The following is a 24,195-nucleotide window of genomic DNA, read 5'->3' as shown; positions in this document are numbered from 1 at the left end:
TGTCATGTACAACACACCCTGGCGAGGGAATTGCATCCTTGTAATTTGCCCTCTATCTTTTGCGCGAAGTCAGAGGCGTAAAACCTCAAGCACTACTTGAGGTTCGGGAGGAAAGCACATGACGGTTACAAATCACAATGCCGCCGAAATCAAGGTGATCGGCGTAGGCGGTGGTGGAGTCAACGCCATCGATCGCATGATCCAAGATGGCCTGGCAGGCGTGGAGTTTATTGCGGTTAATACCGACGCGCAGTCGCTCATTAAGTCCGAGGCGGAAACCAAGCTCGATATTGGGCGCGATGTTTCAAACGGCCTGGGCGCGGGGGCCGATCCTTCGGTCGGCAAGCGGGCGGCCGAAGAGAACATTGATGTTCTCGAGTCCGCCGTCGAAGGTGCCGATATGGTGTTCGTGACGGCCGGAGAAGGCGGCGGAACCGGTACTGGAGCCGCTCCGGTAGTGGCGAAAATTGCCCGCGACGCGGGGGCTTTGACGGTCGGCGTCGTCACTCGACCCTTCGAGTTTGAGGGGGCTCAGCGCGCCCGCAACGCCGAAGAGGGCATCGCGGAACTGCGCAAGGCAGTCGACACGCTGATCGTGATCCCCAACGATCGGCTTTTGGATATTACCGAAGAAGACCTAACGGCTATCGAGGCCTACAACCTCGCCGATGAGGTGCTTCGTTCGGGCGTAAAGGGTATTTCCGACCTCATTACCACCCCCGGCCTGGTCAACCTCGACTTTGCTGATGTCAAGGCGATTATGAAGGATGCCGGGACCGCGCTGATGGGCATTGGTATTTCTTCCGGCGAGGATCGCGCGCTACGCGCTACCGAAAACGCGATTGCTTCCCCGCTTCTGGAAGCGAAGATCGACGGTGCGCACGGGGTGCTCCTCAGCTTCCAGGCCGGCGAGAACTTCGGAATCAAGGAACTGGCGAAGGCGTCGAAGCTGGTCAAGGAATCCGTGGATCCGAACGCGAACATTATTATTGGCCAGATTCTGGACGAGTCGCTGGGCGACGAAGTTCGCGTAACGGTGATCGCCGCCGGTTTCGACGAGCAGCAGGATCATCTGCTCTCCAACGCCCCAGCCGCGCCGGTGCAGGCGCAGCCGGTGAGCGTGCCGGAGCAGGTAGAGGTTCCCGAATCGGTGGAGTATGACGCCGTGCCGGCGTCGATCCCCGAAACCGTGGCTAGCCCCGCGCATCCGGTAGCGGGTGCCCAGCACGCCCAGCAGGAAAATGCGGATCGCTACGAGCAGCGCTTGCCGCGCCGCGTGGAAGAACCGCGCCGGAACGATCTGGATATTCCCTCCTTCCTGTTTGAGGAAAACTAGGCCGTGCCCATTGGCTGGGTGCGCCAGCAAGAAGTTGCTGGCGGCTCCATCCGGGCGGGTTTTACCGACCGGTCCGGGGGAGTGTCCGTGGGAAACTACGCGGGGCTGAACTTGGGCCACCACGTGGGTGACGAACGGAGCGCCGTCGAGGAGAACCGAAAGGCTCTGGCGGAGGAAATCGGGGTGCGCCCGGTCTATATGGATCAGGTGCACTCGGCTACCCTCCGCTCGGCGCTTCCGTATATCGCTGACAAGAGCTTTGCCGCACCCACCACCGACGGACTAATCGTGGATCTTGCGCAGGTCGGGGCGCCCTCCCGCGCCGCGGCCTGCGTAATGGTGGCGGACTGTATCCCGGTGCTGATCGTGAGCGCTGAGCGCCCCGCGGCGGCCGCGGTGCATGCCGGCCGACGCGGGCTTCTATCCGGAATCGTGCCGGCCGCGGTTGAGCGTGTTGGCGGCCTGGTGGATGTCTATGCCGGGCCCTGTATTTGCGGGAGCTGCTACGAGGTGAGCGCGCAGATGGCGGAGGAATCGGCCTCAGTACTGGCGCCAACCGCCGCCGTCTCACGGTGGGGAACTCCGGCCCTGGACCTGCGGGCAGGCTTGCGAGCGCAGCTCAGCGATCTTCACAATGTGCGGTCGGTTCATATTGATGAGCGATGCACAATGGAAGATTCCGCGCTTTATTCCTACCGGCGTGCTACGCGCTCGGTGGCCGGAGGGCCAGAGAAACCGGCAACGGGAAGATTTGCCGGGGTGATCGTCGTCGAAAAAGAAGAACAAAGCGACACGCCAGCTTCACCTCGGTGAAAACGGACGCGTCCTCACATAACTTTGAACTCAGGCAACTGCGAAAGGGCAAGCAATGGGAATGTTTCAGCGAATCGTCAATAAGGCGACGCTTAACGATGATGAGTATCTCGACGAGTACGACGCCGACGAATACTACGACGACGCCGAAGGGGACTTCGAAGAAGACGCGACTCCTATTCGCGCCGTGGAGTCCTCCGCGGATATCGCTCGAATCGTCACCGCTAAGCCGCGTGACTTCTCGGATATTCGCGGTTTTGCGGAGAAGTTCCGCGATGGCTTCCCGGTGATCCTCAACCTGGTGGATACCAAGCCTGAATCGCGCAACCGCGTCTCCGACTTCGCTTCCGGCCTAACCTTTGGCTTGCACGGCGAGGTTTCGCAGATTTCGGAAGACGTTCTGCTTCTCACGCCGCGTTCGGTTCGCATGGAAGAAGAGCCTGGCCGGTCTACCACGGGATTCTAATGTCGATTATCGGGACCGTCCTTTCCGCGATTATCCAGCTCTACTTGCTGGTCCTCGTTGCTCGGGTGATCGTCGATCTCGTCGCAATTACCGCCCGTGACTGGCGTCCGAGCGGTTTTCTCCTAGTGCTCATGAACGTGGTGTACCGGCTGACGGATCCGCCGCTACGTTTCCTGGGAAGATTCATCCCTCCCTTGCGCTTGGGCGGACTGTCGATGGATATCGGGTTCATTGTGCTTTTCATCGGGTTGCAGATCCTCAACTCGATCATTATCCGGGTCTTCTAGCATTGCCGCCCGGCAATCGTTTTTTGAAATGTGGATCAAAGGTAACCCGCTAGCGCTAGGATTATCGGGTAATCTTTTCCCTATGGGGCCACGTCCCCGGGCAAAATTGGTTGTACAAATACTTCAGAGGTGAGGAATGGCGTTGCTCACGGAACAAGACGTTCTAAACATCCGCTTTAAGCGGCCCACAAGCGTTGAGACGGGTTATGACGAGGACGAAGTAGATTTCTTCCTTGACGAAGTCGCGGAGACCATCCGCGAGCTGACCGTTGCTCGTGACGACGCCGAGAATCGCGCAAAGATTGCCGAAGCTCGCGCTTCGCAGGTTGGCGAGCCGGCTCAGCCCGAGGTTGCGGCCCCGGATCAGGCGGCCTCAACCGCTTCGTTCGGTAACCAGGCATCGGCCCAGCAGGCCGGCACCTCCGCCGCTGCGGTGTTGCAGATGGCGCAGGAAACCTACGAGCAGCTGGTTGCTCGCGGCCAGTCCGAATCGGATCAGCTGGTTGGCGAAGCCAAGGCGAAGAGCGCGAAGATCGTCTCCGATGCGGAGGCGCAGTCCAACCGCACGCTGGCGAACCTCGAGCAGGAGCGCGGCCTGGTGGAGCGCAAGATCTCCGAGTTGCGCGATTTCGAGCGCGATTACCGCACTCGCCTGAAGAGCTACCTCGAGTCGCTCCTCGGCAATGTCGAGGCCGGTGCGCAGGAGCCCGAGCAGAATAACTAACACGTGTGCAAAGCGGCGGCCTCAAGGGTAGGCCGCCGCTTTTCATGCGCGCTTGGCGCGAAGAGTACGCGCTGAGCGATACGACCGCAGGGAACGGGGTTTGAGAAAAAGAGGAGGGACGATGCCTCACGGCTCTGAGCTTGAAGAAAAGCTGGGCGCAACCGAAAAAGCGGCGCGAGTATGGGCGGGTCCAATCCTCACCGCCGCGCTGATTGTGGCCGCGGACCACCTCACCAAATATCTGGCCAGGACTTCGCTTCAGCCCGGCAAGCGGGTGGATATCCTGGGCGATTTCCTCGGATTCCAGCTCGTTTTTAACCCGGGGGCGGCGCTGTCTTTGGGGAGCGGAGCTACCAGGCTTATCACCATTTTTGCCCTCATCGTGTGCCTGGGAATTATCCCCTGGATGCTTACGCGGCGCCTGTCCACGCTCAGCCGTATTGGTATTAGTGCCATTTGGGGCGGAGCGATTGGCAATCTCATTGACCGGATCTTCTTCCCGCCCGGCGCCCTGGCCGGGCACGTCGTCGATTTCATAGCCTACGCGAACTGGTTCGTTGGAAACGTTGCCGATATAGCGATTGTGGTAGGAGTCGGGATCCTGCTTCTGCAGGCCTTGCGGCCCCATCCGGATAGCGAGGCGGCGAGTCCGGAGAGCTCAGCGGAGGACCAATGAGCGAGCACCGGATCTATCTGATTCACGAGCAGTTTGACGGTGAACGCGTGGATGCCGTACTCGCGCGTTTGACTGGTCTATCGCGTTCTGCCATCGCGAAAATTGCCGATGCGGGCGAGGTGGCAATTGATGGACGCGTCGCCGCAAAGTCCGACCACGTCACGGATGGCCAGGTGGTGGAGGTCAATCTTCCCGAACCGAAAAAGGTTGAGCCTATAGGAGGCGGTCCCAAGCTACCGATTCTCTACGAGGACGCCGATGTGGTGGTTATCGACAAGCCGGCCGGCCTTGCCGCCCATCCCTCTCTCAATTTTGAGGGTCCCGATGTGCTGGGTGCCTTGCGGGAAGCGGGGATTCCGGTAGCGAAATCTGGGCCGCCCGAACGCCACGGTATCGTCCATCGGCTCGATGTGGGCACCAGCGGATGCATGGTGGTTGCTAAATCCGAGCGCGCCTACGCGCTCCTCAAGCGCGAGTTCCATGACCGAATCCCGCGCAAGATTTATCACGCGGTGGTGCAGGGGCATCCCGATCCGCTCTCCGGCACAATTGATGCGCCCATTAAGCGCGATCGACGTCACCAGTGGAAAATGGCGGTTCGCGAGGGAGGGCGCCACTCCGTCACTCACTACGACACCCTGGAAGCCATGGCCGGCGGTACCCTGCTCGAGGTGCATTTGGAAACCGGCCGCACCCATCAGATTAGGGTCCATATGGCGGCGCTCAACCACCCTTGCGTGGGCGATGAAACCTACGGCGCTGACCCTCATCTCTCCAGCGCGCTCGGCCTAAATCGCCAGTGGCTTCACGCTAAAACTCTAGGATTTGAGCACCCGGACGGAAGCTGGAAGGAATTCTCCGCTCCCTATCCGGAAGATTTGCTCCGTGCCCTCAGCCTCATGCGCGACGGCGTTTTCAAATGAGCAGGGAAACGCTGGCCGGAAGTGGCCCTTCCGCGCCTCGACGAATTGATATCAGCCCGGTTGCTCGGGCGCGAGATCTGCGCCGGGCGGTTTTCGTGGACGAACAGGGCGTGCCCACGCAGCGGGAATGGGATGAGTTCGACGCTCCCGGCCGCGCGCTACACGTCACGGTTTTTTCCGGGAACAAACCGCTTGCTACGGCCCGCGTTCTCGGCCCCGGCGTCGATGGTGGCGAGGACGACACGAGCGCCGGGACTGGTGCTGACGACGGCCAGGGCAATGCGAGCCTCGGGGCCGGCGCAAACGCGCGTGCCGAAGGAAACTCGGGAACGGGCGCAAATGCCGCACACATTCCGGTGGTTCATATTGGCCGCGTCGCCGTCGCGAAGGAACACCGCGGCGAGGGCCTAGGACGCGTGGTCATGCGTGCGGCTGAGCAGGCCGCAATGGACGAGTGGAACCGGGGCCGCGGGATCGTCGTCGAACTCGAGGCGCAGGTTACCGCGACGAGTTTCTATCGGAGCCTAGGATACGAAGTGACGGGCGAGGAGTTCCTTGACGCCGGAATTCGCCACCGCCACGCGTGCAAAAGGATCCTGCCCCAACTCTAAGCGGCAAAACTCCGCACGCTCACCTGTCAAGGAAGTGCCGGGTGAGTTTTGGCGCTTCGAAAACTTGTTCGGTTTGATTAGGATCTAGCTATGGCCACACCACAAGATTTTGCTCATCTGCACGTCCATACCGAGTACTCAATGCTCGACGGTGCCGCGAAAATCAAGCGGCTAGTGGCCGAGGCGAAACGGCTGGGCCAAAGCGCGGTAGCTATTACCGACCACGGTTATCTCTTTGGAGCCTACGAGTTCTATAAGGAGTGCAAGGCGCAAGGGGTCAAGCCGATTATTGGTATCGAAGCCTATATGACGCCGGGAACTTCGCGCTTCGGTAGCGACCGAGTTTTGTGGGGTAAAGAAGAACAGCGCGCCGATGATGTCTCCGCGCGCGGCGCATATACGCACCTCACCCTGCTTTCCTACAACAACACCGGAATGCATAACCTCTTCCGCATGGGCTCGCGCGCCTCGCTGGAAGGCCAAATGGGCAAGTGGCCGCGCATGGATATGGATTTGCTGGAGCAGTACCACGAGGGTCTGATTGCCACCGCGGGGTGCCCCTCGGGCGAGGTACAGACCCGGTTGCGTCTGGGGCAGCACAAGGAGGCCCTGGAGGCGGCCGGGCGGATGCAGGATCTGTTCGGCAAGGAAAACTATTACGTGGAGGTTATGGACCACGACAATGCGGTGGAACGGCGGGTGCGCAACGAGCTCCTCGAGCTCGCGAAGAAAATTGATGCGCCGCTGCTCGCCACCAACGATTCGCACTACGTGCGCGCCGAGGATTCCACGATTCAGGACGCCATGCTCTGTGTGAATTCGGGGTCCACGCTACAAGATCCCAACCGCTTCAAGTTCGACGGCACCGGGTATCACCTGCGCTCCACCCAGGAAATGTACGACCTCTTCGGAGACCTGCCGGGCGCAATGGAAAACACCCTCGTTATCGCCGAGCGGGCAGAGGTCTCCTTTACCACCGCCGATGAGGGCGCTAACTACATGCCCGTCTTCCCGGTACCGGAGGGGGAGGATATTACCTCCTGGTTTATTAAGGAAGTCGAGCGCGGGTTGCATCGGCGCTACGGCGAGACGATCCCGCAAGACGTGCGGGAACGCGCCGATTATGAGGTAGGGGTTATTACCCAGATGGGCTACCCGGGGTACTTCCTGGTGGTAGCTGACTACATCCGCTGGGCGCGCGAACACGGTATTAGGGTCGGACCGGGGCGTGGCTCGGGAGCCGGATCCATGGTGGCCTACTCCATGGGTATTACCGAGCTTGATCCCATCCGCCACGGCTTGCTCTTCGAACGATTCCTCAATCCTGAGCGAGTCTCCATGCCCGATATCGACGTCGACTTCGATGAACGCCGGCGCGGTGAAGTGATCGAATACGTGGAGGAAAAGTACGGCCACGACAAGGTTTCCCAAGTGGTCACTTTCGGCACCATTAAGACCAAACAGGCGCTTAAGGATGCCTCGCGCGTGCTGGGCTACCCCTACGAAATGGGCGACCGCCTCACCAAAACCCTCCCGCCCGCCATTATGGGCAAGGACATCAAGCTTTCGGAGATCTACGACGAAAAGGCGGATCGTTACGGGGAAGCCGGCGAGTTCCGCCAGGCGGTGGACGGAGACCCTGATGCGCGGCGCGTCTTCAAGCTCGCGCAGGGGATCGAGGGGCTGACTCGGCAGTGGGGCGTCCACGCCTGCGCGGTGCTTATGAGCTCGGTAACGCTGACGGACGTTATTCCACTGATGAAGCGACCAGCTGATGGCGCGGTGATTACCCAGTTTGAATATCCGCTTTGCGAGGAACTGGGAGTTCTGAAAATGGACTTCCTGGGGCTGTCGAACCTGACGACGATTGATGATGCGCTGGAAAACATCGTGGATAACGGTAAAGATCCGGTGGTCATTGAAGAGGTCGACGTCGAAGACAACGAAACGATGCAGTTGCTTCAGCGCGGTGAAACACTCGGAGTCTTCCAGCTGGACGGTTCGGGAATGCGAACGCTCCTCAAGCAAATGAAGCCCACCGGTTTTGAGGATATTTCCGCTGTCTCGGCTCTCTACCGGCCCGGCCCTATGGGCATGAACTCGCATACCAACTACGCCCTGCGTAAGAACGGCCTGCAGAAGATCGAGCCAATCCATCCCGAGCTTGATGAACCGCTGCATGAGATTCTCGGTCCCACCTACGGTCTGATTGTCTATCAGGAACAGATCATGCAGATCGCCCGAAAGGTTGCGGGCTTCACCATGGGCCAAGCCGATTCCCTCCGCAAGGCCATGGGTAAGAAGAAGAAAGACGTCATGGACAAGATGTACGTCTCCTTCGAAGCCGGAATGGTTGAAAACGGGTATTCCAAGGATGCGGTCAAACAGCTGTGGGGCACGATGGAACCCTTCGCCTCCTACGCGTTCAACAAATCGCACTCGGCCGCTTACGGCGTGATCTCCATGTGGACGGCGTGGCTAAAAGCCCACTATCCGGTGGAGTACATGGCCGCGGTCCTCACCTCGCGTAAAGATAATCGCGATAAGCTCTCGCTTTATTTGGGCGAGGCGCGGCGAATGGGAATTCGCGTGCTGGTGCCGGACGTCAACGAGTCGAAGGCGAACTTCTCCGCGGCCGGGGAAGAGATCCGCTTCGGACTTTCCGCCGTGAAGAACGTGGGTCTCCCCATTGTTGAGGGGATCATTTCAGCGCGCGAAGAGAAGGGAAAGTTTGAATCCTTCCAGGACTTCCTTGACAAGGTGCCGCTCGCGGTTCTCAATAAGCGGGCAATCGAATCGCTCGTCAAGGCCGGCGCCTTCGATTCGTTTGGATACAGTCGCCGGGCGCTACTTTCCCGGGTGGATGAAGCGGTCGATTCGGTGGTGAGTCTCAAAAAGAACGAAGCTGTGGGGCAATTTGACCTCTTTGGCGGCACCGCCGTGGAGGAGGGGGTGGAAGTTACCATCCCGGATATTCCCGAGTGGGATAAGCGCGAAAAGCTCAACCGCGAAAGGGAAATGCTGGGGCTTTACGTTTCCGATCACCCGCTTTCCGATATGGAACATATTCTTGAGCGCGCTGCCGATACTACGGTGGTCAAGCTTATGAACCAGGAATCTGTTCCCGACGGCGCCTCGGTGACGATTGCCGGCCTGATTACTAGCGTTGGCACCCGGATCTCCAAGAAGAACGGGCGGATGTGGGCGCAGGTAACCCTTGAGGACCTCACCGGCTCCGCCGAGATCAACTTCTTCCCCGCCACCTACCAGCAAGTGGCCGGAATCCTCAGTCAAGACCAGGTGGCGATTGTGCGTTGCCGGGTCAACGATCGCGACGGCTCCATCCAGCTTTCCGCGCAAGAGATGACTCTGCCCTCGCATGACCTTATGCCGGATGCTCCGGTGGACGTGCAGCTGGGTGAGCGTATGTGCACTGCGGAGCTCATGAGCCGGCTGCAAATGATTTTTGCGAACTATCCAGGGTCCGCCCCCGTGCGTTTACATATTCGCCAGCCCGGAAAAACGAGCGTAATCCAGGTGGCGCAAAAGTTCTACGTCAAGCCGGTGGCCGCGCTGTTCTCTGATCTCCGAGTGCTCTTGGGCCGCAATTGTTTGCTCAATTAGCGTCGGTAGGCAAGGGAAGCTGAGACGGTGGGTAAAAGAAGCTGAGCCAGTGGAGAAGGGAACCTGAGCCGGTGGGTGGGTCGAGCCCGCCGGAGATGGACGGCGGCGAGACCGGGCAACTAAGGTCTTTTAGGTGGGTGTAACGATGGCGAGGACGACGGCGAATCCTGTGGTGGCGCCCCCGCGGCGAAGCGGGCTGTGGGGGAGAATATTCTCGCGCCGTGGTGATGAGGCGGGGCAAGGCGAAGCCGGGCAAACCGAGCCGGGCGGATCCCGCCGAGAGGACGAACCGGGCGAGGGCGGGCCGGTGAGTGCCTACGGGATTGAAACCGAATATGCCCTGGTCGCGATGCGGGTGGGTGCTGAGCCGGTACGCGGTTTGCGGGGCGAGGCCAAACCGCCTCTGAGCCCGGATCGCTCTGTCGATGAATTATTTGCACCGATAAAAGTGAGCGCCCAGCGTTGCCGCGCCTCGCGCGAGAATGCGGGAGGCGAAGTTGGCACGGAAGATCCGCTACTGCGCGCCCTTCCCAGTGATGGCATAGCCGGCTGGGGCCCGCGTGATGTGTTTTTAGAAAACGGTGCGCGCCTTTACGTAGATGTGGGGGAGCACCCCGAGTACGCGAGTCCGGAATGCGCGCGGGCGCGCGAGGCAGTGGTCGCCGACCGCGCCGGCGAGGAGATTATGCGTTTATTGGCCGAGAGCGCCAACGAGCGTCTGCGGGAGCGCGGGATTCGCCTTTACGTGCTCAAGAACAACACCGACGGATACGGCCTGGGGCAGGGACACGCGTGGGGGTGCCACGAGAACTACCAGATTCCGCGTTCCCTGTTGCCTCAAATCGGCCCGGGATTCCATAGCTTTCTGGCTACGCGGCTAGCGCTCACCGGGGCCGGCTGGGTGGCGCATAACTCGCGCGGGGAGTGGAGCTATCGGCTTTCGGCGCGGGCGCCATTCATCCAGACCGAGGTTTCCTCCAATACGATGGAGTCTCGGCCACTCATTGCCGAGCGAGATGAGCCGCTCGCCGAAAAAAGACGCTTCGCTCGCCTGCAACTGGTATTCGCTGATTCCAACGTCACGGAAGCAACCACTCGGCTCAAGCTTGCGCTCACTAGCGCCGCTTTGCAATTGCTCGATGAGGGCGTGAGCCTGGATGATCTTGCGCTGGAACATCCTATCTTGGCGCTCCACGAAATCTCGGCGCGTGGGCCGGAGGGGATTTTTGTTCCTCTACGCCTGGCCGACGGGCGGCGAATGTGCGCCCTGGATTTGCAGGAAGAAGTTATTTCGCGCGCCCGTAGCCGCGGTATCGGCGAGGATCTGGAGATCGCAACCCGGGCAATTGATGCCTTGCGGGGACGTAACGAGGCCGCGGTAGCCAGCGAGATTGACTGGGTAGGAAAATGGCAACTCTTGCGCGCAGCGGTGGATTCCTCCCACGGTGACTGGTCAGAGAGCAAGGTCATGCGAATTCAACTTGCCTACCATGACGTGGATCGAAAAACCGGGCTTGCCTACCGCTTCCGCGAGGCCGGAATGATGGGGAGAGTGGCGCCCGAGGCGGCGGTGATTCAAGCTTTGACGGACGCTCCTGCGAGCCGGGCGCGGCTGCGCGGGAGATTCGTCCAGGAAATGAATCGCCGGGCCGTCCCGGCGCGGGCGGGGTGGCAGGTTTTGCGCGCTCTCGAGCCGCCCTGGCGTCTGGAACTACCCGACCCTCTGCAGTCGACCAGCGAGCAGCTTGAGAGCTTTTTGCGCGCCTAAAGCTACGCTAAAGGTGCGCTTAGAGTTGCGCTAAAGGTGCGCTTAGAGCTACGCGAAAGATGCTCTGAGAGGTGTGCGAAAGTTGCCTGGGGAACGCCGCTTGCGGAATGCGCGGCAGGGGTCTACAGCGCCGCCACTCGCACCGCGAGGCGGGTACCGGGCACATCGAGTTCGACGACGTCACCGGCCGAAAGCTGATATCCGCGGCGGGTTTCCTCTTCGCCGTTGACCTTAATGCAACCGTCTTGGATAAGCTCGCGCGCCTGGGCTCCGGATTCGGCAAGCGAGGCGAGCTTGACGAATTGGCCGAGTTTGATTGGCAGCGAAACCTCAATTTCCGGCAAATCCATAGACTCTAATCCTCTCGCGAGCTCTCGGCCGCCGCTCCGCACTCCGCGCACAGACCCATGAGCTCGAGGGTATGCTCCACTTTGGAGAATCCGGATTGCACGGCAATCGAGGCGAACCAATCCTCCATATCGGGAGGCATGATTTCTACAGTTTTCCCGCACTCGCGGCACACCAGGTGATGGTGGTGGGCCGAGGTGGCGCATTCTCGATAAAGCGTTTGGCCATCTTCGACGATGGTATCGAGGTCGCCGTCGTCGGCCATTGCCTGCAGGGTGCGATACACCGTGGCAAGACCAATTTTCGTTTTGTCGCGGGTCAAGCGCTCATGCAGTTCCTGCGCGGAAATAAACTCGTCGATCCCGGCCATTGCGGCCGCAATCGCCTTCCGCTGCGCGGTCACGCGTTGCTTGGGCGCGTTCATGATGTACTCCTTAGCTGATGCTTTTCCATAGCCGAGCGGTGAGAACCGCGTCGAGCTCTAATACTGACCTTATTCTAGAGGGACGGGTGGGGCTCAAACACACCCGAGCCCGCCGCGCAGAGATTCCAGATTGGCTCGCATCGCCGCCAGATAGTCGGCCATAGCCGGCTCCGAAGTGATGGTATCGAGGCTAGCAAGCTGGGTACCGGTTTGCCCCGCCAAATCCGTCATCACTGGGTTTGATTTCCCTGCCTCATCGAAAATTGCCTTGGGCCGGCCCTCCGCGATTCCCAGTTTCACCATACGCAGGTCTTTCTGGGTCGGGTCAATGCTCGGGTCAATTCCCCGCACCGCCACCTGGTTGAGGTGATAACGGTCGGTGAGGTAGGCGTAGGCGGCGCGGTAACTGACGACGGCGTGCGAGGCGCACTGGCTCAAGCCTTGGGAAAATTCCGTATCGAGTCCCTCCAGAGCGGTTTTGAGCTGAGCTAAATTCTGGGCATATAGGGAGCTATTTTCCGGGTCCATATTCGTCAGAGACTGAGAAATCTCTTCCGCGACCAGGGAGAAACGGACCGGATCTTGCCAGAAGTAGGGATCGAGCTGGCGGCCGGCCTCGCTCGATTCGTCTCCATGATTGGATGCCAAGCCGCGGTGATGGACCAATTTGGCCGATTCTTCCAGGTTAACGCTCGGTGCCGAGAGTTGCCCGACGGCGGCGTCGAGGCTGGGTTGGAAACCAGCCACATAGAAGAGCACATCGGCACCGTTCAAGGCGCCAAGATCGGCCTCCGAATAGGTGTAACCCCAGGGTTCAGCACCCTGCGGAGTTAGCACGCTGGCCTCGACCTTTTCCCCGCCAATCTGGTCGATAAGCCACGCGATGGGGTAAACCGAAGCGACCGCTTTAATGCGTGGCTCCTGCTGCGGCGTCGTCGAAACACCCGAGGATCCCGCCGCGGAAGGCGACCCCGAGGTGGACCCGGGGGAGCACGCCCCACATCCGAGAGCTACGCAACACAAAACAATCAGAAAACGATGTGGTTTTTGCACGCTTTCCATAGTGCCCAGGCCACTTTATGTTGTCAAAGATTCTCCACCGGGTGGAAGCCACGTACAATGGTCGCGCGCGCATCAGCCGGATGCGCGGGAAGAAAGGAAAAGATAGTGGCCAAGCAAGCCCCTACCCGTCTCGACAACGTCATCAATCTCGCCAAGCGGCGAGGCTTCGTATTCCAGTCCGGAGAAATCTACGGAGGATCCCGCTCCGCCTGGGATTACGGCCCACTCGGGACCGAACTCAAAGAGAACATCAAGCGTCAGTGGTGGAAGACCATTGTGCAGGGCCGGGGAGACGTCGTAGGAATTGACTCCGCGATTATTTTGCCCAAGGACGTGTGGGTGGCTTCCGGCCACGTGGGCGTCTTTAACGATCCGCTCATTGAGTGCCTGAACTGTCACAAGCGTTTCCGCATGGATGAACTGCAAGAGCAACAGGCGGAAAAGAAGGGCGTGGAGGACCCGGATTCCATCGAACTGGGCGAACTGCAGTGCCCCAATTGCGGGGTTAGCGGCCAATGGACCGAGCCGCGTGACTTCAATATGATGCTCAAGACCTTCCTCGGCCCGGTGCAGGACGAAAACGCTGTTCACTACCTGCGCCCGGAAACCGCGCAGGGGATTTTCACCAACTTCGCTAATGTGCAGCAGACCGCTCGTATGAAGCCGCCGTTCGGCATTGGCCAAACCGGAAAGTCTTTCCGCAACGAAATCACCCCCGGAAACTTCATTTTCCGTACCCGCGAATTCGAGCAAATGGAGCTCGAGTTCTTCGTCAAGCCGGGAGAGGACGAAGAGTGGCACCAGTACTGGATTGATCAGCGTCTGGCCTGGTACAAGGATCTCGGAATCCCCGCCGAGGATCTGCGCCTGTACGAGCACCCGAAGGAAAAGCTTTCGCACTACTCCAAGCGCACGGTTGATATCGAATACCGCTTCGGTTTCCAGGGCGGTGAATGGGGCGAGCTGGAAGGTATTGCCAACCGCACCGACTTCGACCTTTCCACCCACATTGAGCACTCGGGCAAGGACCTCAGCTTCTTCGACCAGAAGAACAATGAGCGCTACGTGCCTTACGTTATTGAGCCTTCAGCTGGCCTGACCCGCTCGCTGATGGCCTTCCTCGTCTCCGCCTACTGCGAGGATGAGGCGCCCAATACCAAGGGCGGGGTGGATAAGCGCACCGTTTTGAAGCTCGACCCGCGCCTGGCTCCGGTTAAGGCCGCGGTGCTCCCGCTCTCGCGCAATGAGAACCTCACGCCGCTGGCCAAGGAACTCGCCGATAAGCTCCGCAAGCACTGGAACGTGGACTTCGACGATTCGGGTGCCGTGGGCCGGCGTTACCGCCGCCAGGATGAGATTGGCACGCCCTACTGCGTGACGGTTGATTTCGATTCGCTGGAGGACCATGCGGTCACCATTCGCGATCGCGACACCATGGAGCAGGTTCGTATTCCGATCGATGAGGTCGAGCCCTACTTGGCTGGAAAGCTCATCGGAGCCTAATGCATAAGCACGCTAGCGGCCAGCGCCTTCCCGCGCAGTCTCGAAGAAGAATCGCGGGGGCGCTGGCCGCGATCGTTATTCCCCTCGCCGTGCTCACGGTTATTGCTCTGGTGGTGTTCTGGCCGCGCGGGGGCAGCCCGGTGGGGTCGATCCCGCTCAATGATGCTAAATCTCAGCTGGTGACCGGCCGTATTGCCAGCGTGGGGGAAACCGACGCCCTTGGGCAAACCGATGTCACCATGATGGTGGAGGTGCCGGCTGGCGCCACGGATAGCCGCTCGGCGCGCGCGGGTGGCGGCGCGGAAAATGGCGAGACGGCGAGTAGGGGTGAGACCGCGAATAGCGGTGCCGGCCGAGGCGCGCGCGAGGCGAAGGTGCCCCTTCACGTACCCGCCGAAATTGTGGCCTCGGGTCTTTCCGCGGGCGATACCGTGAAGGCCCGGTTTACCCCGGAAATGCTCGATTCCGGGGTGGGGTACGTATTCGTTGATTTTGAGCGCGGACCGGCGATGCTGTGGCTGGCGGGTCTGTACGTGCTGGCTATTCTTGCCGTTGCCGGGCGCAAAGGCTTCATGTCGCTCCTGGGCCTGGCAACGTCGCTCGTAGTGGTGGGTAGTTTTATGATTCCCGCGCTCGCGGCCGGCCAGCCCGCCTTCCCAGTGGTGTTAGCCGGCGGGGGCGCGATGATGTTTCTGTCCATTTACCTGGCGCACGGGGTCTCAATTCGTACGACGACGGCGGTGCTCGGAACCGCGTTTGGACTCGTCATTACCTCCGCTATTGCGGCGTGGGCGGTGGGGGCGCAGAACTTGACCGGGGCCACCGGCGATGAGGGTGCGCAATTGTCCTGGAGCCTGGGCGGCTTGAATATGAGCTCTCTGCTCTTGTGCGGAATGGTACTGGCCGGGCTTGGGGCGCTTAATGACGTGACGATTACCCAGGTTTCCACTATTTGGGAGTTGCATGGTGAAAGCCCAACAACGCCTCGCCGCAGGCTTTTTAGCCGCGGCATGGCCATTGGACGCGACCATATTGCTTCCACTGTCTACACCCTGGCTTTCGCCTATGTGGGAAGCGCGCTTCCGTTGCTTATTTTGGCCTCGCTCTACGATCGGCCTTTCCTTGACCTTTTGCAGGTGGAGCAAATTGCCGAGGAGATAACCCGCACCCTAGCGGCTTCAATTGGCCTGATTTTGGCGATTCCCGCCACCACGCTCATTGCGGCGCTACTGGCACCGGTTGCTCCAGCTTCTTATTCGGTAGCGGCGTCTTCCGGACGTACCTCGCCGTCGCCTTCCGCTTCCGGATCAGCTCCGCTTTCTGGCTCAGATTCTCCCTCGGAAACCTCGTAAACGTCGCCCCCAGCCACGTCGGTAAGAATGTAGTGCTCGAGGATCCGCTTTTGCTCCTCATCGGTCAGGCCCGCCTCCGCATCGAAGTCCGGCGCGTCCTTAATGGCATCTTTCGCGAAAGCCAGCTCCAGCTTCCCGTCAGAAAGATGGGATCCCTGAAGGGGAACCAGACTTGAGGAGAGCCCGAAGAGGCCGTGCGCGACTTCCACGAAGGTGGGACGCTGGGTAGCGTCGTCGATAAAAACTTCCCTAACCGTCCCTAATTTGGCGCCGTCATTATCGAAGGCCGTGGCATCGAAAAGATCTTGCACGGTCTTGCCGGTATGTTCGGTCATGATTGCTCCTTCTCGAGACGCCGATGTGGCTAGAAGGAAGATTATCAGTAACCGCCGCCACAGGTAACCGAGGCCGGAGGTGGCATACTAATTTGGTTTGAAAACGGCAACGACTAGACGGAACGGCAGGGATATGCGGGAAGTGAAAATCGGCGATATCACGGTCGGTACGCCGGTGGCCTTGGCACCCATGGCGGGCGTAACCAATCCCGCTTTTCGCCAGATGGCACGCGAAGAAGCGGAGGCCGGCGCGCGGGCAGCCGGTTGGGATCCGGCCGAGCAGCTGGCCGCGCGTGAAGCAATCCCGGGTACCTACGCTCCGGCCGGGCTGTGGGTATGCGAAATGATTACTTCGCGCGCCCTCGTTGAGCGCCGCGAATCCAGCCTAACGATGATTAAGGCAGACCCGGGGGACCCGGTTCGCTCGATTCAGATTTACGGAATCTCACCGAAAATGACTCGCCGCGCGGTGGAAATGCTGGTGGGCGAAAACCGCGTGGATCATATCGACCTCAACTTTGGCTGCCCGATGCCGAAGGTGACCCGCAAGGGCGGGGGAGCGGCGCTCCCGTGGAAAACCGATCTTCTACGCGAGTTACTCAATGAAGTGGTGGCGGGCGCGCGCGAGGCGAGCCAAGATCGGGACTTCACCATTCCGGTAACCGCGAAATTCCGCATCGGGGTCGACGGCGAACATGAAACTTTCCGCGACCTGGTGCGAATCGCCGAGGATGCGGGTATTGCGGCTCTGACCATGCACGCGCGCACCTGCACTCAGCGCTACTCTGCTAAGGCGGACTGGGGCAAGCTAGCCGAACTGGTGGAAATGACGGAGCTGCCGGTTTTTGGTAACGGAGACGTTTTCGAGGCGGAAGAAGCGCTAGCCATGATGGAACAGACCGGGGTGGCCGGAGTGGCCGTCGCTCGCGGAGCGCAGGGGCGCCCGTGGGTCTTCTATGACATCGCGGCTGCCATGCACGGAAGCGAGGCGCGCCGGCGGCCGAACTTCGGCCAGGTTGCCCAGGCTATTATTCGCCATGCCCAGTTGCTGACCGCGCACTACGGCGATGAGTTTTACGCGATTCGGGAAATGCGCGGCCATATGGCCAACTACACCCACGGATACGCGGTGGGTGGTAGGGCCCGGCAGGCGCTTTCCCTAGTTTCTAGCCTGGATGAGCTACGGGAGATCTTGGCGGGAATCGATCCTGACCAGCCCTTCCCGGATGCGGCGGCGGGGCGCCGCGGGCGTGGTGGGTCCGAAAAGCCCGCTGCCTTGCCGGATGGATGGCTCAGCTCGCGGGCTTTGGATAGTGCGCAGTTGGCGCGGGTGCGCGCCGGGGAAATTGAAGATTAGGCCTCTCTGGCCGGGGCCGGGTTAGGCCCGGCCCTCCGCCCGCGCGAGTTCGCGCGGGCGGCGTCGGACAAGCCGGCGCCCAAAGACGGAGGAAAACGCCCAGGCACAAACGAAAACCGCCAGGAGCACCATGACGATCGACGCTCCGGCCGGCCAGTCCCACGACCAGGAGATCCACACGCCCATAAATGCGCTCAAACAGCCGAGAGCGGGGGCGATAAGCATCATCGGAATAAGCCGATTGGTGAGAAGCCGAGCCGTGGCGGCCGGCGTCACCAAAAGTGCGAGGACCAGGATGTTTCCGATGGACTGCACCGAGATCACCACCGTTGCGGCAACCAGTAGGTAGAGGATCGCGTCGATGGGACCTTGGCGAATACCGAGCGTGCGGGCGTAATCGCGATCCACCGTGGAGGCCACGAGTTGCGGGTGGATCAGGGCAACGAGAAGGAGAATAACCGCTCCGGTTGCGGCAACCACCAAAAGCTGCCCATCCGTGACCCCGGTTAGCGAGCCGAAGAGGAAAGATTCGAGGGAGCCGGTGTAGCCGGGAATGCGCGACATGATAATAATGCCGAGCGCGAAGCTGGCGGCCATAAAGATGCCGATGAGTGAATCTTCGCGAAGTTTCCGATTTTGCGAGCCGAACGCAATGAGCAGGGCGACGATTGCGCCCGCTACTAAGCCGCCTGCCATAATCGATCCCTGCACGGCAAAGGCGATGGCGATGCCGGGGAAAACCGCGTGCGAAAGCGCGTCGCCCACAAAGGACATTCCGCGTAAGACGACGTGGGTTCCGACCACCCCGCAGACCAGCGAGGAAAGCATCGCCACCAAAAGAGCGCGGGGGAGGAAAGCGAGAACGGGATTCGTCAGATCGTTGAAGAAATCAAAGAGGTTCACTGGTTTACTCCTAGGACGCGCAGAAGAGAGGAATTTTCGCCCACCTGGAAAGTATCCATCCAGGGCCGCGGGTCGGAAAGCTGCTCCGGGGTGCCAGCAGCCCGCACCGTGCGGTTGAGCATGACCAAATCGGTACACACGTCCATAGCCTGAGGTAGATCGTGGGAAGACATCAAAATTGCTCGGCCGGTACCCGCCAGAGAGCCAAAAAGCTCCGCCAGCGAATCCTGATTAGGGTAGTCCAGGCCGGTAAAAGGCTCATCGAGAAGTAGCACCGCCGGATCGGTCGCTAGGGCGCGAGCCACAATAAGGCGTTGTTTTTGCCCGCCCGAAAGCTCGGAAATTGGCCGTTCGCGGTACCCGAGAAGCTCCACGGTTTCTAGCGCCTGATACACCTTCCGCCAGGCATCCTTTCCCAGCCGCCGCCAGGGACGCATCTTGGCGGAGAATGACGTTGCCACCAATTCCTGCACGCTCATGGGGTAGCTCCACTCGGTCAGCGAGATCTGCGGAACATAGCCAATGGAACCCGAGCGGGGGCGTTCGCCGTCAAGCAGAATACTTCCCGAAGCGGTGGGAATGAGCCCCAAAATTGCGCGCATCAGCGTGGTTTTTCCGGCGCCGTTGGGCCCCACGAGCCCGGTGAACTGCCCGTCTGCAACGTGCAATGACACATCGCTGAGGACCTCGCGCCCGCCCAGGGATACGTGCAGGTGATCAACATCGAGTTTCATAAGCTATTCGTCCTTCGCGCGGGTCTCTGAGCCGCTGCTTTCTGAGCCGTGGGTCGGGCTTCCGGTTTCCGGTTCGCCGGTTGGGGCGTCGGATTCCTGTTCGCCGGCTTGCGACGCGTGGCCACCGGCTACCTCGGTGGACCGCTCGGCGCCTTGCCCGGAGGCACCCGCGGAGCCCGACGCGGTAGAAATCGAGTCCAGGACTTCGCTCATGGTGCCGCGGCGCCGCGCCCGCACACGCCAGTACACCAACGGAACCACAAGGGCCACGATGAGCGCAATAACGGCGATGGTGAGGCTGAGGGAATTGCTCGCCGACCCCTGGGCCGGGGTAGCGGTACCCGATCCGGCGGCATCTGTGGCCTGGGCGGAGGGGTCGGCGTTTTCGCTATCGCCGGCCCAGCTGGCGGCACGGGCCTCCTCGGTGCTGGTCTCCTCGCCCACCGCGAATCGAAGGATCCGCGTATCTTCGACCACGGATCCGTCGGTGAGCGTAGCGGAGGCGGTAACTCGTAACAGCGCGACGCCGGACTCGGCAAAAATCCAGTTGGCGTGGGTGTGCGTATTCAAATCCACGTTCATGGGTTGGGAAGTCGCGATCGCGGAGTTCCACAGCTCGGTGGGGCCGGCGAAGTTTCCGGCCTGCACAAACAAGTTGAAGCCGCCCGCCCCCTGGAATCCGCCGTACACCAGGCTGACCTGGCCATTGACGGCGCCGACGACGCCGGGGTCCTGCGTGTTCCAGCCCAGCCATACCACGCCGGGGATTTCCTGCTGGGGGATCACCCACGCCTGGGATTTTGCGTTGATGAAGGAATAATCCGCGCTAGTGGGAACCTCCATTTTGGCGGCGTCATGCACTCGGAAGACGACGTCGTCAAGGTGGCGCCACACCGGCTTATCGCCGGAATCATCGCGCACCATCAGCTCCCACTTTCCATCCCGCAAACGCGGGCCGAGGTCCGCGTGGTGCTCGGAAATTTCGGCGGGCGTTCCCTCCGGAGCCACCTCCTCAGTATCGGTGACGGTCTGGGTGAGGGCGGGATCGGCGGCGCCGTTTTCCCCGTCCGCCCAGGCCGGCGCGGCCGGGGTTAGCAGTGACGCCGCGGCAAGCGCCACGGCACCGAGAAGGGAAGTAAGTCGTTGTTTCATTTCGGTTCCTTTGAAGGATTTTCTGAAGTGCAAAGTTCTTGTAGACGGGCCGGCGCTAATGGTTATGTTCGGCCTCGCCAGCGTGGTCGGCGTCGTGGTCGCTTTCGTGGTCGGCGTTGCTCTCGTGCTGGTGGACGACGGCGCCCTCTTCGCCCTCGTGCGAGTGCGCATGGGAGTGGCTATGCGAATGGCTGTGGCCGGCATGTTCATCGCCGCCAGCGGCGAGATCACTGGGCTGGATCGGCGCCCGCTCCCCGCTCGGAAGGTTCGCCAGAGCGAAATCCGGATCCCAGGCGGGAAGCGCGGAAGGATCCAGGCAATCTTTTAGGGTGCCGATATTGTTCTTCACCATCTGCACGTAGTTCGGTGCCGAATCGGTGAGCGTATCGGAGACAAGTTCGCATACCCGCGAATTCGCGCTCGCGGCCGCTGCGGCAAGCTCGCCGTGATGGGCATTCGAGCCGGGCTCACTAAAGACGGCCGGAACTCCTAAATCAATCAAAGTCCGGGTCAGATTTGCCAGCGCCTGAGCGGAGGGCTCCGCCGTCGGGTTGGGGGCCACGAAACCCGCCACCTCCAGACCGTAGGCATCGGCAAGGTAACCAAAACCGTCATGGGTGGTCACCAACTTGCGGTTACGCTCCGGAATTGAAGCCGTGACTTGGCGCGCCCACGCATCCAGGCGGCGAAGCTCGTCAATGTAGGCCTGCGCGTTGGCGGCATATTCGTCACCTCCCGCGGGATCCACCCGGGTGAGCTCGTCGCGAATAACCTCCACGTAAGCCACCGCATTCGCCACATCGAGCCACATATGCGGATCGACGTCGCCGTGCACGTGCCGGCCCACCACCGCCTGGGCGAGCACCCACGTTCGACTGCCCGGATGCCCCAGGAAATCCCAGGAGGGATCGGCGGGAACGGTGGTGGCGGTGCTATGCGGCACGACGACGACGCTCTCGGCCGCCTCCCACTCAGCGGTCTGCTCTGAATCAACCTCCCCGCGCAAATTGATCTCGCCGGAGGTGTGGGCGGTGATATCCACGTGCCCGGAGTTGACCTGGCGCGTTTTGCCGGTTTCGGTTGGGTCGACGCCGACCGCAAAAGTAATGGTGGAACTTCCGAGATTTTCCCGTTCGGCTCCGGGGCGATTGAGGTAGGCGGAGATATTGACGGTGTAAATACCGGCCTGCGAAAAACCCCACGACATGTGGGTATGGGCGTTGAGGGGGAGCTCTACCTGGTTTTCTTCAGCCGACCGCCCGGAAACGATCCAGGCGGTGGGTTGGCCGAAGGTACCGGTGGTAAAAGCAGACAGAGTTCCCGGGCCCTCCGCCGTCGCCTCCATGGTGACCGTGGCGTTGGGATCGCGCTGATCGGCGTCTTGGGCGGCGTCGTCTTCAACTCGGAAACCGAGCCACACCGTCGCCAGGGATGCATCTTCCACCAGCGCGATATGCCGCGCGCCGTAGGCCACCGACTTTTCGCCGAGCTCGATATTGCCTGTTCCCTGTGGCAAATTAGCGTTGATCGTGGTGGTGAGCGCCTGGTCTTCCAAAAGAAGCCCGTTGGAGAACACCACATCGGCGCGCGCAACGTTCTTGAGCGCGGCCAGCGAGGGCTCGTACGTATGAGGATCGGCGCCAAACGGAACCAGGGAAGTCACTTCCGTGCGATCCCCGGCAACGTTTTGCACCAGGTCGGCAATAATCGGCGTCGAGGCCGCTACCTTCACCGCGCCGGTTTCATTTGGCTCGGCCGCGCGCGAGCACCCGGAAAGCACCGTTGCGCCGGCCAGCAGAGCAACGAGAATTGCCCGGCGCAGGCCGGCGGGACGGCCGTGGACGTCCCGCCTTATATTGCCGTTTTTGCTACGAAGCATATGCCGCCTTGCGATGGGAAATAGTTCCCGCTAGTGCGGCCGCGGCGCCGGCTACCAAGAACAATCCGGCGAGAGCGGCCATTGGCACCGTATTTGCACCCGAGTGAGACAGATTTCCGCTCGCGCTCAGATCGCAAGGCTCGCCTGCGGGCGTGCGGCCCTCGACGGTCGTGCGATAATACTTGCCGTTTTCTTCAGAAATCGTGGCGGTAGGCGTCTGGGCGGAACCCGCGACCCCACCGAACCAGCGTTCGCCAACCACCTGGCCCAGGTTACCCGAGGTGAAGACCCCGAGGCTTCCCGGTCCGGATATGGAGTTTAGCGTCCAGGTGAGCTCGCCGCTGGTATTTGCCAGAAAATCGGGGTGCATCGTATTCATGCCCAGCCAGGGAACGCCCGGAACCTGGGTAGAAGAAATCGTGTAGATCTCCGTGCCTTCGGGTGCAATGAACTCCAGACCAGCCGGAGCCTTCGCCTTCGCGGCAGCTCCCACGCCGAAAGTGAGGGAATTTGCCGGTACCCACTGAGAGGGGGACTTGCGATCGTCCTTGATAAGCGGGACAAGCTTCCCGTTCTCGATCGTCGCACCCAGGTCAAAGTGGCCGTCGTCAGCATTGCCGGCCCCGCCCACATTGAAAGTCAAAGTGGTGGGCGCTGAAACCTTTGATCCATCCTTCAGAGTTGCAGTGGCGGTGAGGTTGACCTTGTATTCGCCCGGTGCGGTAAAGACCCAGTTGGGGTGCACATGCGTATTCGCTGCAATGGTGTGGCTACCCAGCGCGCTTGCGCCCTGCTGGCCGCCAGCCTGCGCCCCTCCGCCTTGGCGGGCCTGCTCGGCTTCTTCCTTGGAAATCTCCGTCTTTACGGGAGTCGGCAGGCATTGCTGAGAGGTCGCTTGCGAGTTCGATCCGGGCGCTACTGGCGAAGAGCCGCCCGCTGCCGGCGCGGCGGGTGATCCACCCAGACCAAGCACGTTCTTTAGAGCGCCGTCAAGGTCGCCGTTGCCGCCCTGGGTGTTGCTTTGACCGTTGCTATCGCCACCCGAGTTCTTGTTTCCTTGGCTACCGGAGTTTTCGGTGCCCTTGGATTGCTTATCACCGGGCGTCTGATCGCCAGACGGCTTATCAGTGGAACCATTGCCGCCGTCGGCGCAGCGCGCTGCTGATTCAGTGTCAGCCGTCTTTTTGGCCGAGTCGATTGCGGCGGCGCCCACCGCCCAGCGGTAGACCGCCTGCTCGGAGCGGAAGGTCTTGCCGTCCTTGGTGTCCAGCTCAGCATGAACCGTCACGGCGTAGGTTCCGAGAGTGGAGAAGAGCCAATTGACGTGTTCGTGAGCCGCGGTGTTCTGCTCGATTACGGATCCGCTGGCTAGTGCCATCTTCCCGTTCGTCGCACGCGCCGCGAGGCCCGCCAAACCGTCTTGGGTGAAAGCAAACATGGTTCCCGGCCCCTCGATTGCGTCAAAAACGTAGCGAACTGCTTTGACGTCAAAATCGGACTTGAGATCATCCGAGTCCCAACCGGGCCAGATCAAATCTGCGCCCTGCGTCATAGGAAGGAAATAGCCGGCTGTTTCCAGGCCGGGAATCTTGGCCGTTTCCTGCTGGAGGGCCGAATCTTTGACCCCGAGGATCACGTAATTAGGATTACGGAAGGTGTGCTTTCCGGGTTGGGAGACGTCCTCGGCCATAACCAACGAGATTCCGTCACCGTTTTTCACCGGGGTGAAGGCGTCCACGTGCCCCTGCGTTAGAACGGTGGTATTGCGAACAGTGTTCGCGCAGGTCGCCGGAGTATAAACGCCGCTGGCCGAAGAGTCGGCAGCCATGGCCGGCGCCGCAGACCACAGGGCACCGGTTGTCAGCGCGAGGAGGCTTGCTAGTCCGAGGCGTGCGCGCCGCCTGAAGTGAGAACGCAT

Annotated in this window: 22 protein-coding genes; 13 read left to right on the top strand and 9 right to left on the bottom strand. The window is 60.9% G+C overall.

What is annotated here, in order from left to right; translation table 11 throughout:
- Positions 1-118 precede the first annotated feature (118 nt).
- The 10 genes from ftsZ (at position 119) to BN2664_RS00950 (ending at position 11,228) form a co-directional block, all read left to right on the top strand.
- Positions 119-1,336: a cell division protein FtsZ gene (gene ftsZ / locus BN2664_RS00995; RefSeq protein ID WP_007000354.1), complete on the top strand. Its 1,218-nt coding sequence runs from the start codon at positions 119-121 to the stop codon at positions 1,334-1,336.
- 3 nt (positions 1,337-1,339) lie between these two features.
- The gene (locus BN2664_RS00990; protein WP_007000353.1) at positions 1,340-2,149 is read left to right on the top strand and encodes a purine nucleoside phosphorylase YfiH/LACC1 family protein; all 810 of its coding nucleotides are present in this window, start codon (positions 1,340-1,342) and stop codon (positions 2,147-2,149) included.
- A 55-nt stretch (positions 2,150-2,204) separates the two neighbouring features.
- Positions 2,205-2,615, top strand: a complete 411-nt coding sequence (locus tag BN2664_RS00985; protein ID WP_007000352.1) for a cell division protein SepF — start codon at positions 2,205-2,207, stop codon at positions 2,613-2,615.
- Positions 2,615-2,902: a YggT family protein gene (locus BN2664_RS00980; protein ID WP_007000351.1), complete on the top strand. Its 288-nt coding sequence runs from the start codon at positions 2,615-2,617 to the stop codon at positions 2,900-2,902. The genes BN2664_RS00985 and BN2664_RS00980 overlap by 1 nt, the downstream gene beginning before the upstream one ends.
- 136 nt (positions 2,903-3,038) lie before the next feature.
- Positions 3,039-3,626 carry a DivIVA domain-containing protein gene (locus tag BN2664_RS00975; protein WP_007000350.1) on the top strand — a complete coding sequence of 196 codons (588 nt, stop codon included), beginning with the start codon at positions 3,039-3,041 and terminating at the stop codon, positions 3,624-3,626.
- 121 nt (positions 3,627-3,747) lie between these two features.
- Positions 3,748-4,302, top strand: a complete 555-nt coding sequence (gene lspA / locus BN2664_RS00970; RefSeq protein ID WP_007000349.1) for a signal peptidase II — start codon at positions 3,748-3,750, stop codon at positions 4,300-4,302.
- Entirely contained in the window at positions 4,299-5,225 is a 927-nt protein-coding gene (locus tag BN2664_RS00965) for an RluA family pseudouridine synthase (protein WP_007000348.1), read from the top strand. The genes lspA and BN2664_RS00965 overlap by 4 nt, the downstream gene beginning before the upstream one ends.
- Positions 5,222-5,836, top strand: a complete 615-nt coding sequence (locus BN2664_RS00960; protein ID WP_007000347.1) for a GNAT family N-acetyltransferase — start codon at positions 5,222-5,224, stop codon at positions 5,834-5,836. The genes BN2664_RS00965 and BN2664_RS00960 overlap by 4 nt, the downstream gene beginning before the upstream one ends.
- 90 nt (positions 5,837-5,926) lie before the next feature.
- Entirely contained in the window at positions 5,927-9,460 is a 3,534-nt protein-coding gene (gene dnaE / locus BN2664_RS00955) for a DNA polymerase III subunit alpha (protein WP_007000346.1), read from the top strand.
- A 145-nt stretch (positions 9,461-9,605) separates the two neighbouring features.
- Positions 9,606-11,228 carry a proteasome accessory factor PafA2 family protein gene (locus BN2664_RS00950; protein WP_007000345.1) on the top strand — a complete coding sequence of 541 codons (1,623 nt, stop codon included), beginning with the start codon at positions 9,606-9,608 and terminating at the stop codon, positions 11,226-11,228.
- Positions 11,229-11,350: 122 nt separating this feature from the next.
- Here the strand turns inward: BN2664_RS00950 and BN2664_RS00945 are convergent, their stop codons facing one another.
- The 3 genes from BN2664_RS00945 to BN2664_RS00935 form a co-directional block, all read right to left on the bottom strand.
- A complete protein-coding gene (locus tag BN2664_RS00945; protein WP_007000344.1) occupies positions 11,351-11,578 on the bottom strand; it encodes an RNA-binding S4 domain-containing protein in 228 nt (75 codons plus the stop codon).
- 5 nt (positions 11,579-11,583) lie between these two features.
- Entirely contained in the window at positions 11,584-12,000 is a 417-nt protein-coding gene (locus BN2664_RS00940; protein WP_007000343.1) for a Fur family transcriptional regulator, read from the bottom strand.
- 93 nt (positions 12,001-12,093) lie between these two features.
- Positions 12,094-13,062, bottom strand: a complete 969-nt coding sequence (locus tag BN2664_RS00935) for a metal ABC transporter substrate-binding protein (protein ID WP_007000342.1) — start codon at positions 13,060-13,062, stop codon at positions 12,094-12,096.
- 105 nt (positions 13,063-13,167) lie between these two features.
- Between BN2664_RS00935 and BN2664_RS00930 the strand changes: the two genes are divergently transcribed.
- Positions 13,168-14,565, top strand: a complete 1,398-nt coding sequence (locus tag BN2664_RS00930; protein WP_007000341.1) for a glycine--tRNA ligase — start codon at positions 13,168-13,170, stop codon at positions 14,563-14,565.
- Complete coding sequence (locus BN2664_RS00925; RefSeq protein WP_007000340.1) at positions 14,565-15,917, top strand: YibE/F family protein; 1,353 nt, start codon at positions 14,565-14,567, stop codon at positions 15,915-15,917. The genes BN2664_RS00930 and BN2664_RS00925 overlap by 1 nt, the downstream gene beginning before the upstream one ends.
- On the opposite strand, the gene BN2664_RS00920 is transcribed toward BN2664_RS00925, so the two are convergent.
- On the bottom strand, positions 15,818-16,252 hold the full coding sequence (locus BN2664_RS00920; RefSeq protein ID WP_007000339.1) for a PRC-barrel domain-containing protein: 435 nt from the start codon (positions 16,250-16,252) through the stop codon (positions 15,818-15,820). The two genes, BN2664_RS00925 and BN2664_RS00920, sit on opposite strands and share 100 nt — an antisense overlap.
- Before the next feature lie 133 nt (positions 16,253-16,385).
- On the opposite strand from BN2664_RS00920, the gene dusB reads away from it, so the two are divergent.
- A complete protein-coding gene (gene dusB, locus BN2664_RS00915) occupies positions 16,386-17,609 on the top strand; it encodes a tRNA dihydrouridine synthase DusB (RefSeq protein ID WP_007000338.1) in 1,224 nt (407 codons plus the stop codon).
- Between the two features lie 21 nt (positions 17,610-17,630).
- On the opposite strand, the gene BN2664_RS00910 is transcribed toward dusB, so the two are convergent.
- Genes BN2664_RS00910 through BN2664_RS00890 form a run of 5 tightly spaced genes read right to left on the bottom strand, consistent with a single transcriptional unit; the run spans position 17,631 to position 24,195 of the window.
- Complete coding sequence (locus BN2664_RS00910; RefSeq protein WP_007000337.1) at positions 17,631-18,512, bottom strand: anchored repeat-type ABC transporter permease subunit; 882 nt, start codon at positions 18,510-18,512, stop codon at positions 17,631-17,633.
- The gene (locus BN2664_RS00905) at positions 18,509-19,246 is read right to left on the bottom strand and encodes an anchored repeat-type ABC transporter ATP-binding subunit (protein WP_007000336.1); all 738 of its coding nucleotides are present in this window, start codon (positions 19,244-19,246) and stop codon (positions 18,509-18,511) included. The genes BN2664_RS00910 and BN2664_RS00905 overlap by 4 nt, the downstream gene beginning before the upstream one ends.
- A gap of 3 nt (positions 19,247-19,249) precedes the next feature.
- Positions 19,250-20,398: a choice-of-anchor M domain-containing protein gene (locus BN2664_RS00900; RefSeq protein WP_007000335.1), complete on the bottom strand. Its 1,149-nt coding sequence runs from the start codon at positions 20,396-20,398 to the stop codon at positions 19,250-19,252.
- A gap of 55 nt (positions 20,399-20,453) precedes the next feature.
- Entirely contained in the window at positions 20,454-22,277 is a 1,824-nt protein-coding gene (locus BN2664_RS00895; RefSeq protein WP_007000334.1) for an anchored repeat ABC transporter, substrate-binding protein, read from the bottom strand.
- Positions 22,267-24,195 carry a choice-of-anchor M domain-containing protein gene (locus tag BN2664_RS00890; protein WP_007000333.1) on the bottom strand — a complete coding sequence of 643 codons (1,929 nt, stop codon included), beginning with the start codon at positions 24,193-24,195 and terminating at the stop codon, positions 22,267-22,269. The genes BN2664_RS00895 and BN2664_RS00890 overlap by 11 nt, the downstream gene beginning before the upstream one ends.

The organism is Actinobaculum massiliense, assembly GCF_001457435.1.
GTDB classification, from domain to species: Bacteria; Actinomycetota; Actinomycetes; order Actinomycetales; family Actinomycetaceae; genus Actinobaculum; species Actinobaculum massiliense.
The sequence above is the reverse complement of the archived record's forward strand: the minus strand, read 5'-3'. Positions and strand labels throughout refer to the sequence as shown.

Coding starts and splice junctions, on each gene's coding strand:
- ftsZ (WP_007000354.1), top strand. CDS start 119: ATGACGGTTACAAATCACAATGCCGCCGAAATCAAGGTGATCGGCGTA.
- BN2664_RS00985 (WP_007000352.1), top strand. CDS start 2,205: ATGGGAATGTTTCAGCGAATCGTCAATAAGGCGACGCTTAACGATGAT.
- BN2664_RS00980 (WP_007000351.1), top strand. CDS start 2,615: ATGTCGATTATCGGGACCGTCCTTTCCGCGATTATCCAGCTCTACTTG.
- BN2664_RS00975 (WP_007000350.1), top strand. CDS start 3,039: ATGGCGTTGCTCACGGAACAAGACGTTCTAAACATCCGCTTTAAGCGG.
- lspA (WP_007000349.1), top strand. CDS start 3,748: ATGCCTCACGGCTCTGAGCTTGAAGAAAAGCTGGGCGCAACCGAAAAA.
- BN2664_RS00965 (WP_007000348.1), top strand. CDS start 4,299: ATGAGCGAGCACCGGATCTATCTGATTCACGAGCAGTTTGACGGTGAA.
- BN2664_RS00960 (WP_007000347.1), top strand. CDS start 5,222: ATGAGCAGGGAAACGCTGGCCGGAAGTGGCCCTTCCGCGCCTCGACGA.
- dnaE (WP_007000346.1), top strand. CDS start 5,927: ATGGCCACACCACAAGATTTTGCTCATCTGCACGTCCATACCGAGTAC.
- BN2664_RS00950 (WP_007000345.1), top strand. CDS start 9,606: ATGGCGAGGACGACGGCGAATCCTGTGGTGGCGCCCCCGCGGCGAAGC.
- BN2664_RS00945 (WP_007000344.1), bottom strand. CDS start 11,578: ATGGATTTGCCGGAAATTGAGGTTTCGCTGCCAATCAAACTCGGCCAA.
- BN2664_RS00940 (WP_007000343.1), bottom strand. CDS start 12,000: ATGAACGCGCCCAAGCAACGCGTGACCGCGCAGCGGAAGGCGATTGCG.
- BN2664_RS00935 (WP_007000342.1), bottom strand. CDS start 13,062: ATGGAAAGCGTGCAAAAACCACATCGTTTTCTGATTGTTTTGTGTTGC.
- BN2664_RS00925 (WP_007000340.1), top strand. CDS start 14,565: ATGCATAAGCACGCTAGCGGCCAGCGCCTTCCCGCGCAGTCTCGAAGA.
- BN2664_RS00920 (WP_007000339.1), bottom strand. CDS start 16,252: ATGACCGAACATACCGGCAAGACCGTGCAAGATCTTTTCGATGCCACG.
- dusB (WP_007000338.1), top strand. CDS start 16,386: ATGCGGGAAGTGAAAATCGGCGATATCACGGTCGGTACGCCGGTGGCC.
- BN2664_RS00905 (WP_007000336.1), bottom strand. CDS start 19,246: ATGAAACTCGATGTTGATCACCTGCACGTATCCCTGGGCGGGCGCGAG.
- BN2664_RS00900 (WP_007000335.1), bottom strand. CDS start 20,398: ATGAAACAACGACTTACTTCCCTTCTCGGTGCCGTGGCGCTTGCCGCG.
- BN2664_RS00895 (WP_007000334.1), bottom strand. CDS start 22,277: ATGCTTCGTAGCAAAAACGGCAATATAAGGCGGGACGTCCACGGCCGT.
- BN2664_RS00890 (WP_007000333.1), bottom strand. CDS start 24,195: ATGCGTTCTCACTTCAGGCGGCGCGCACGCCTCGGACTAGCAAGCCTC.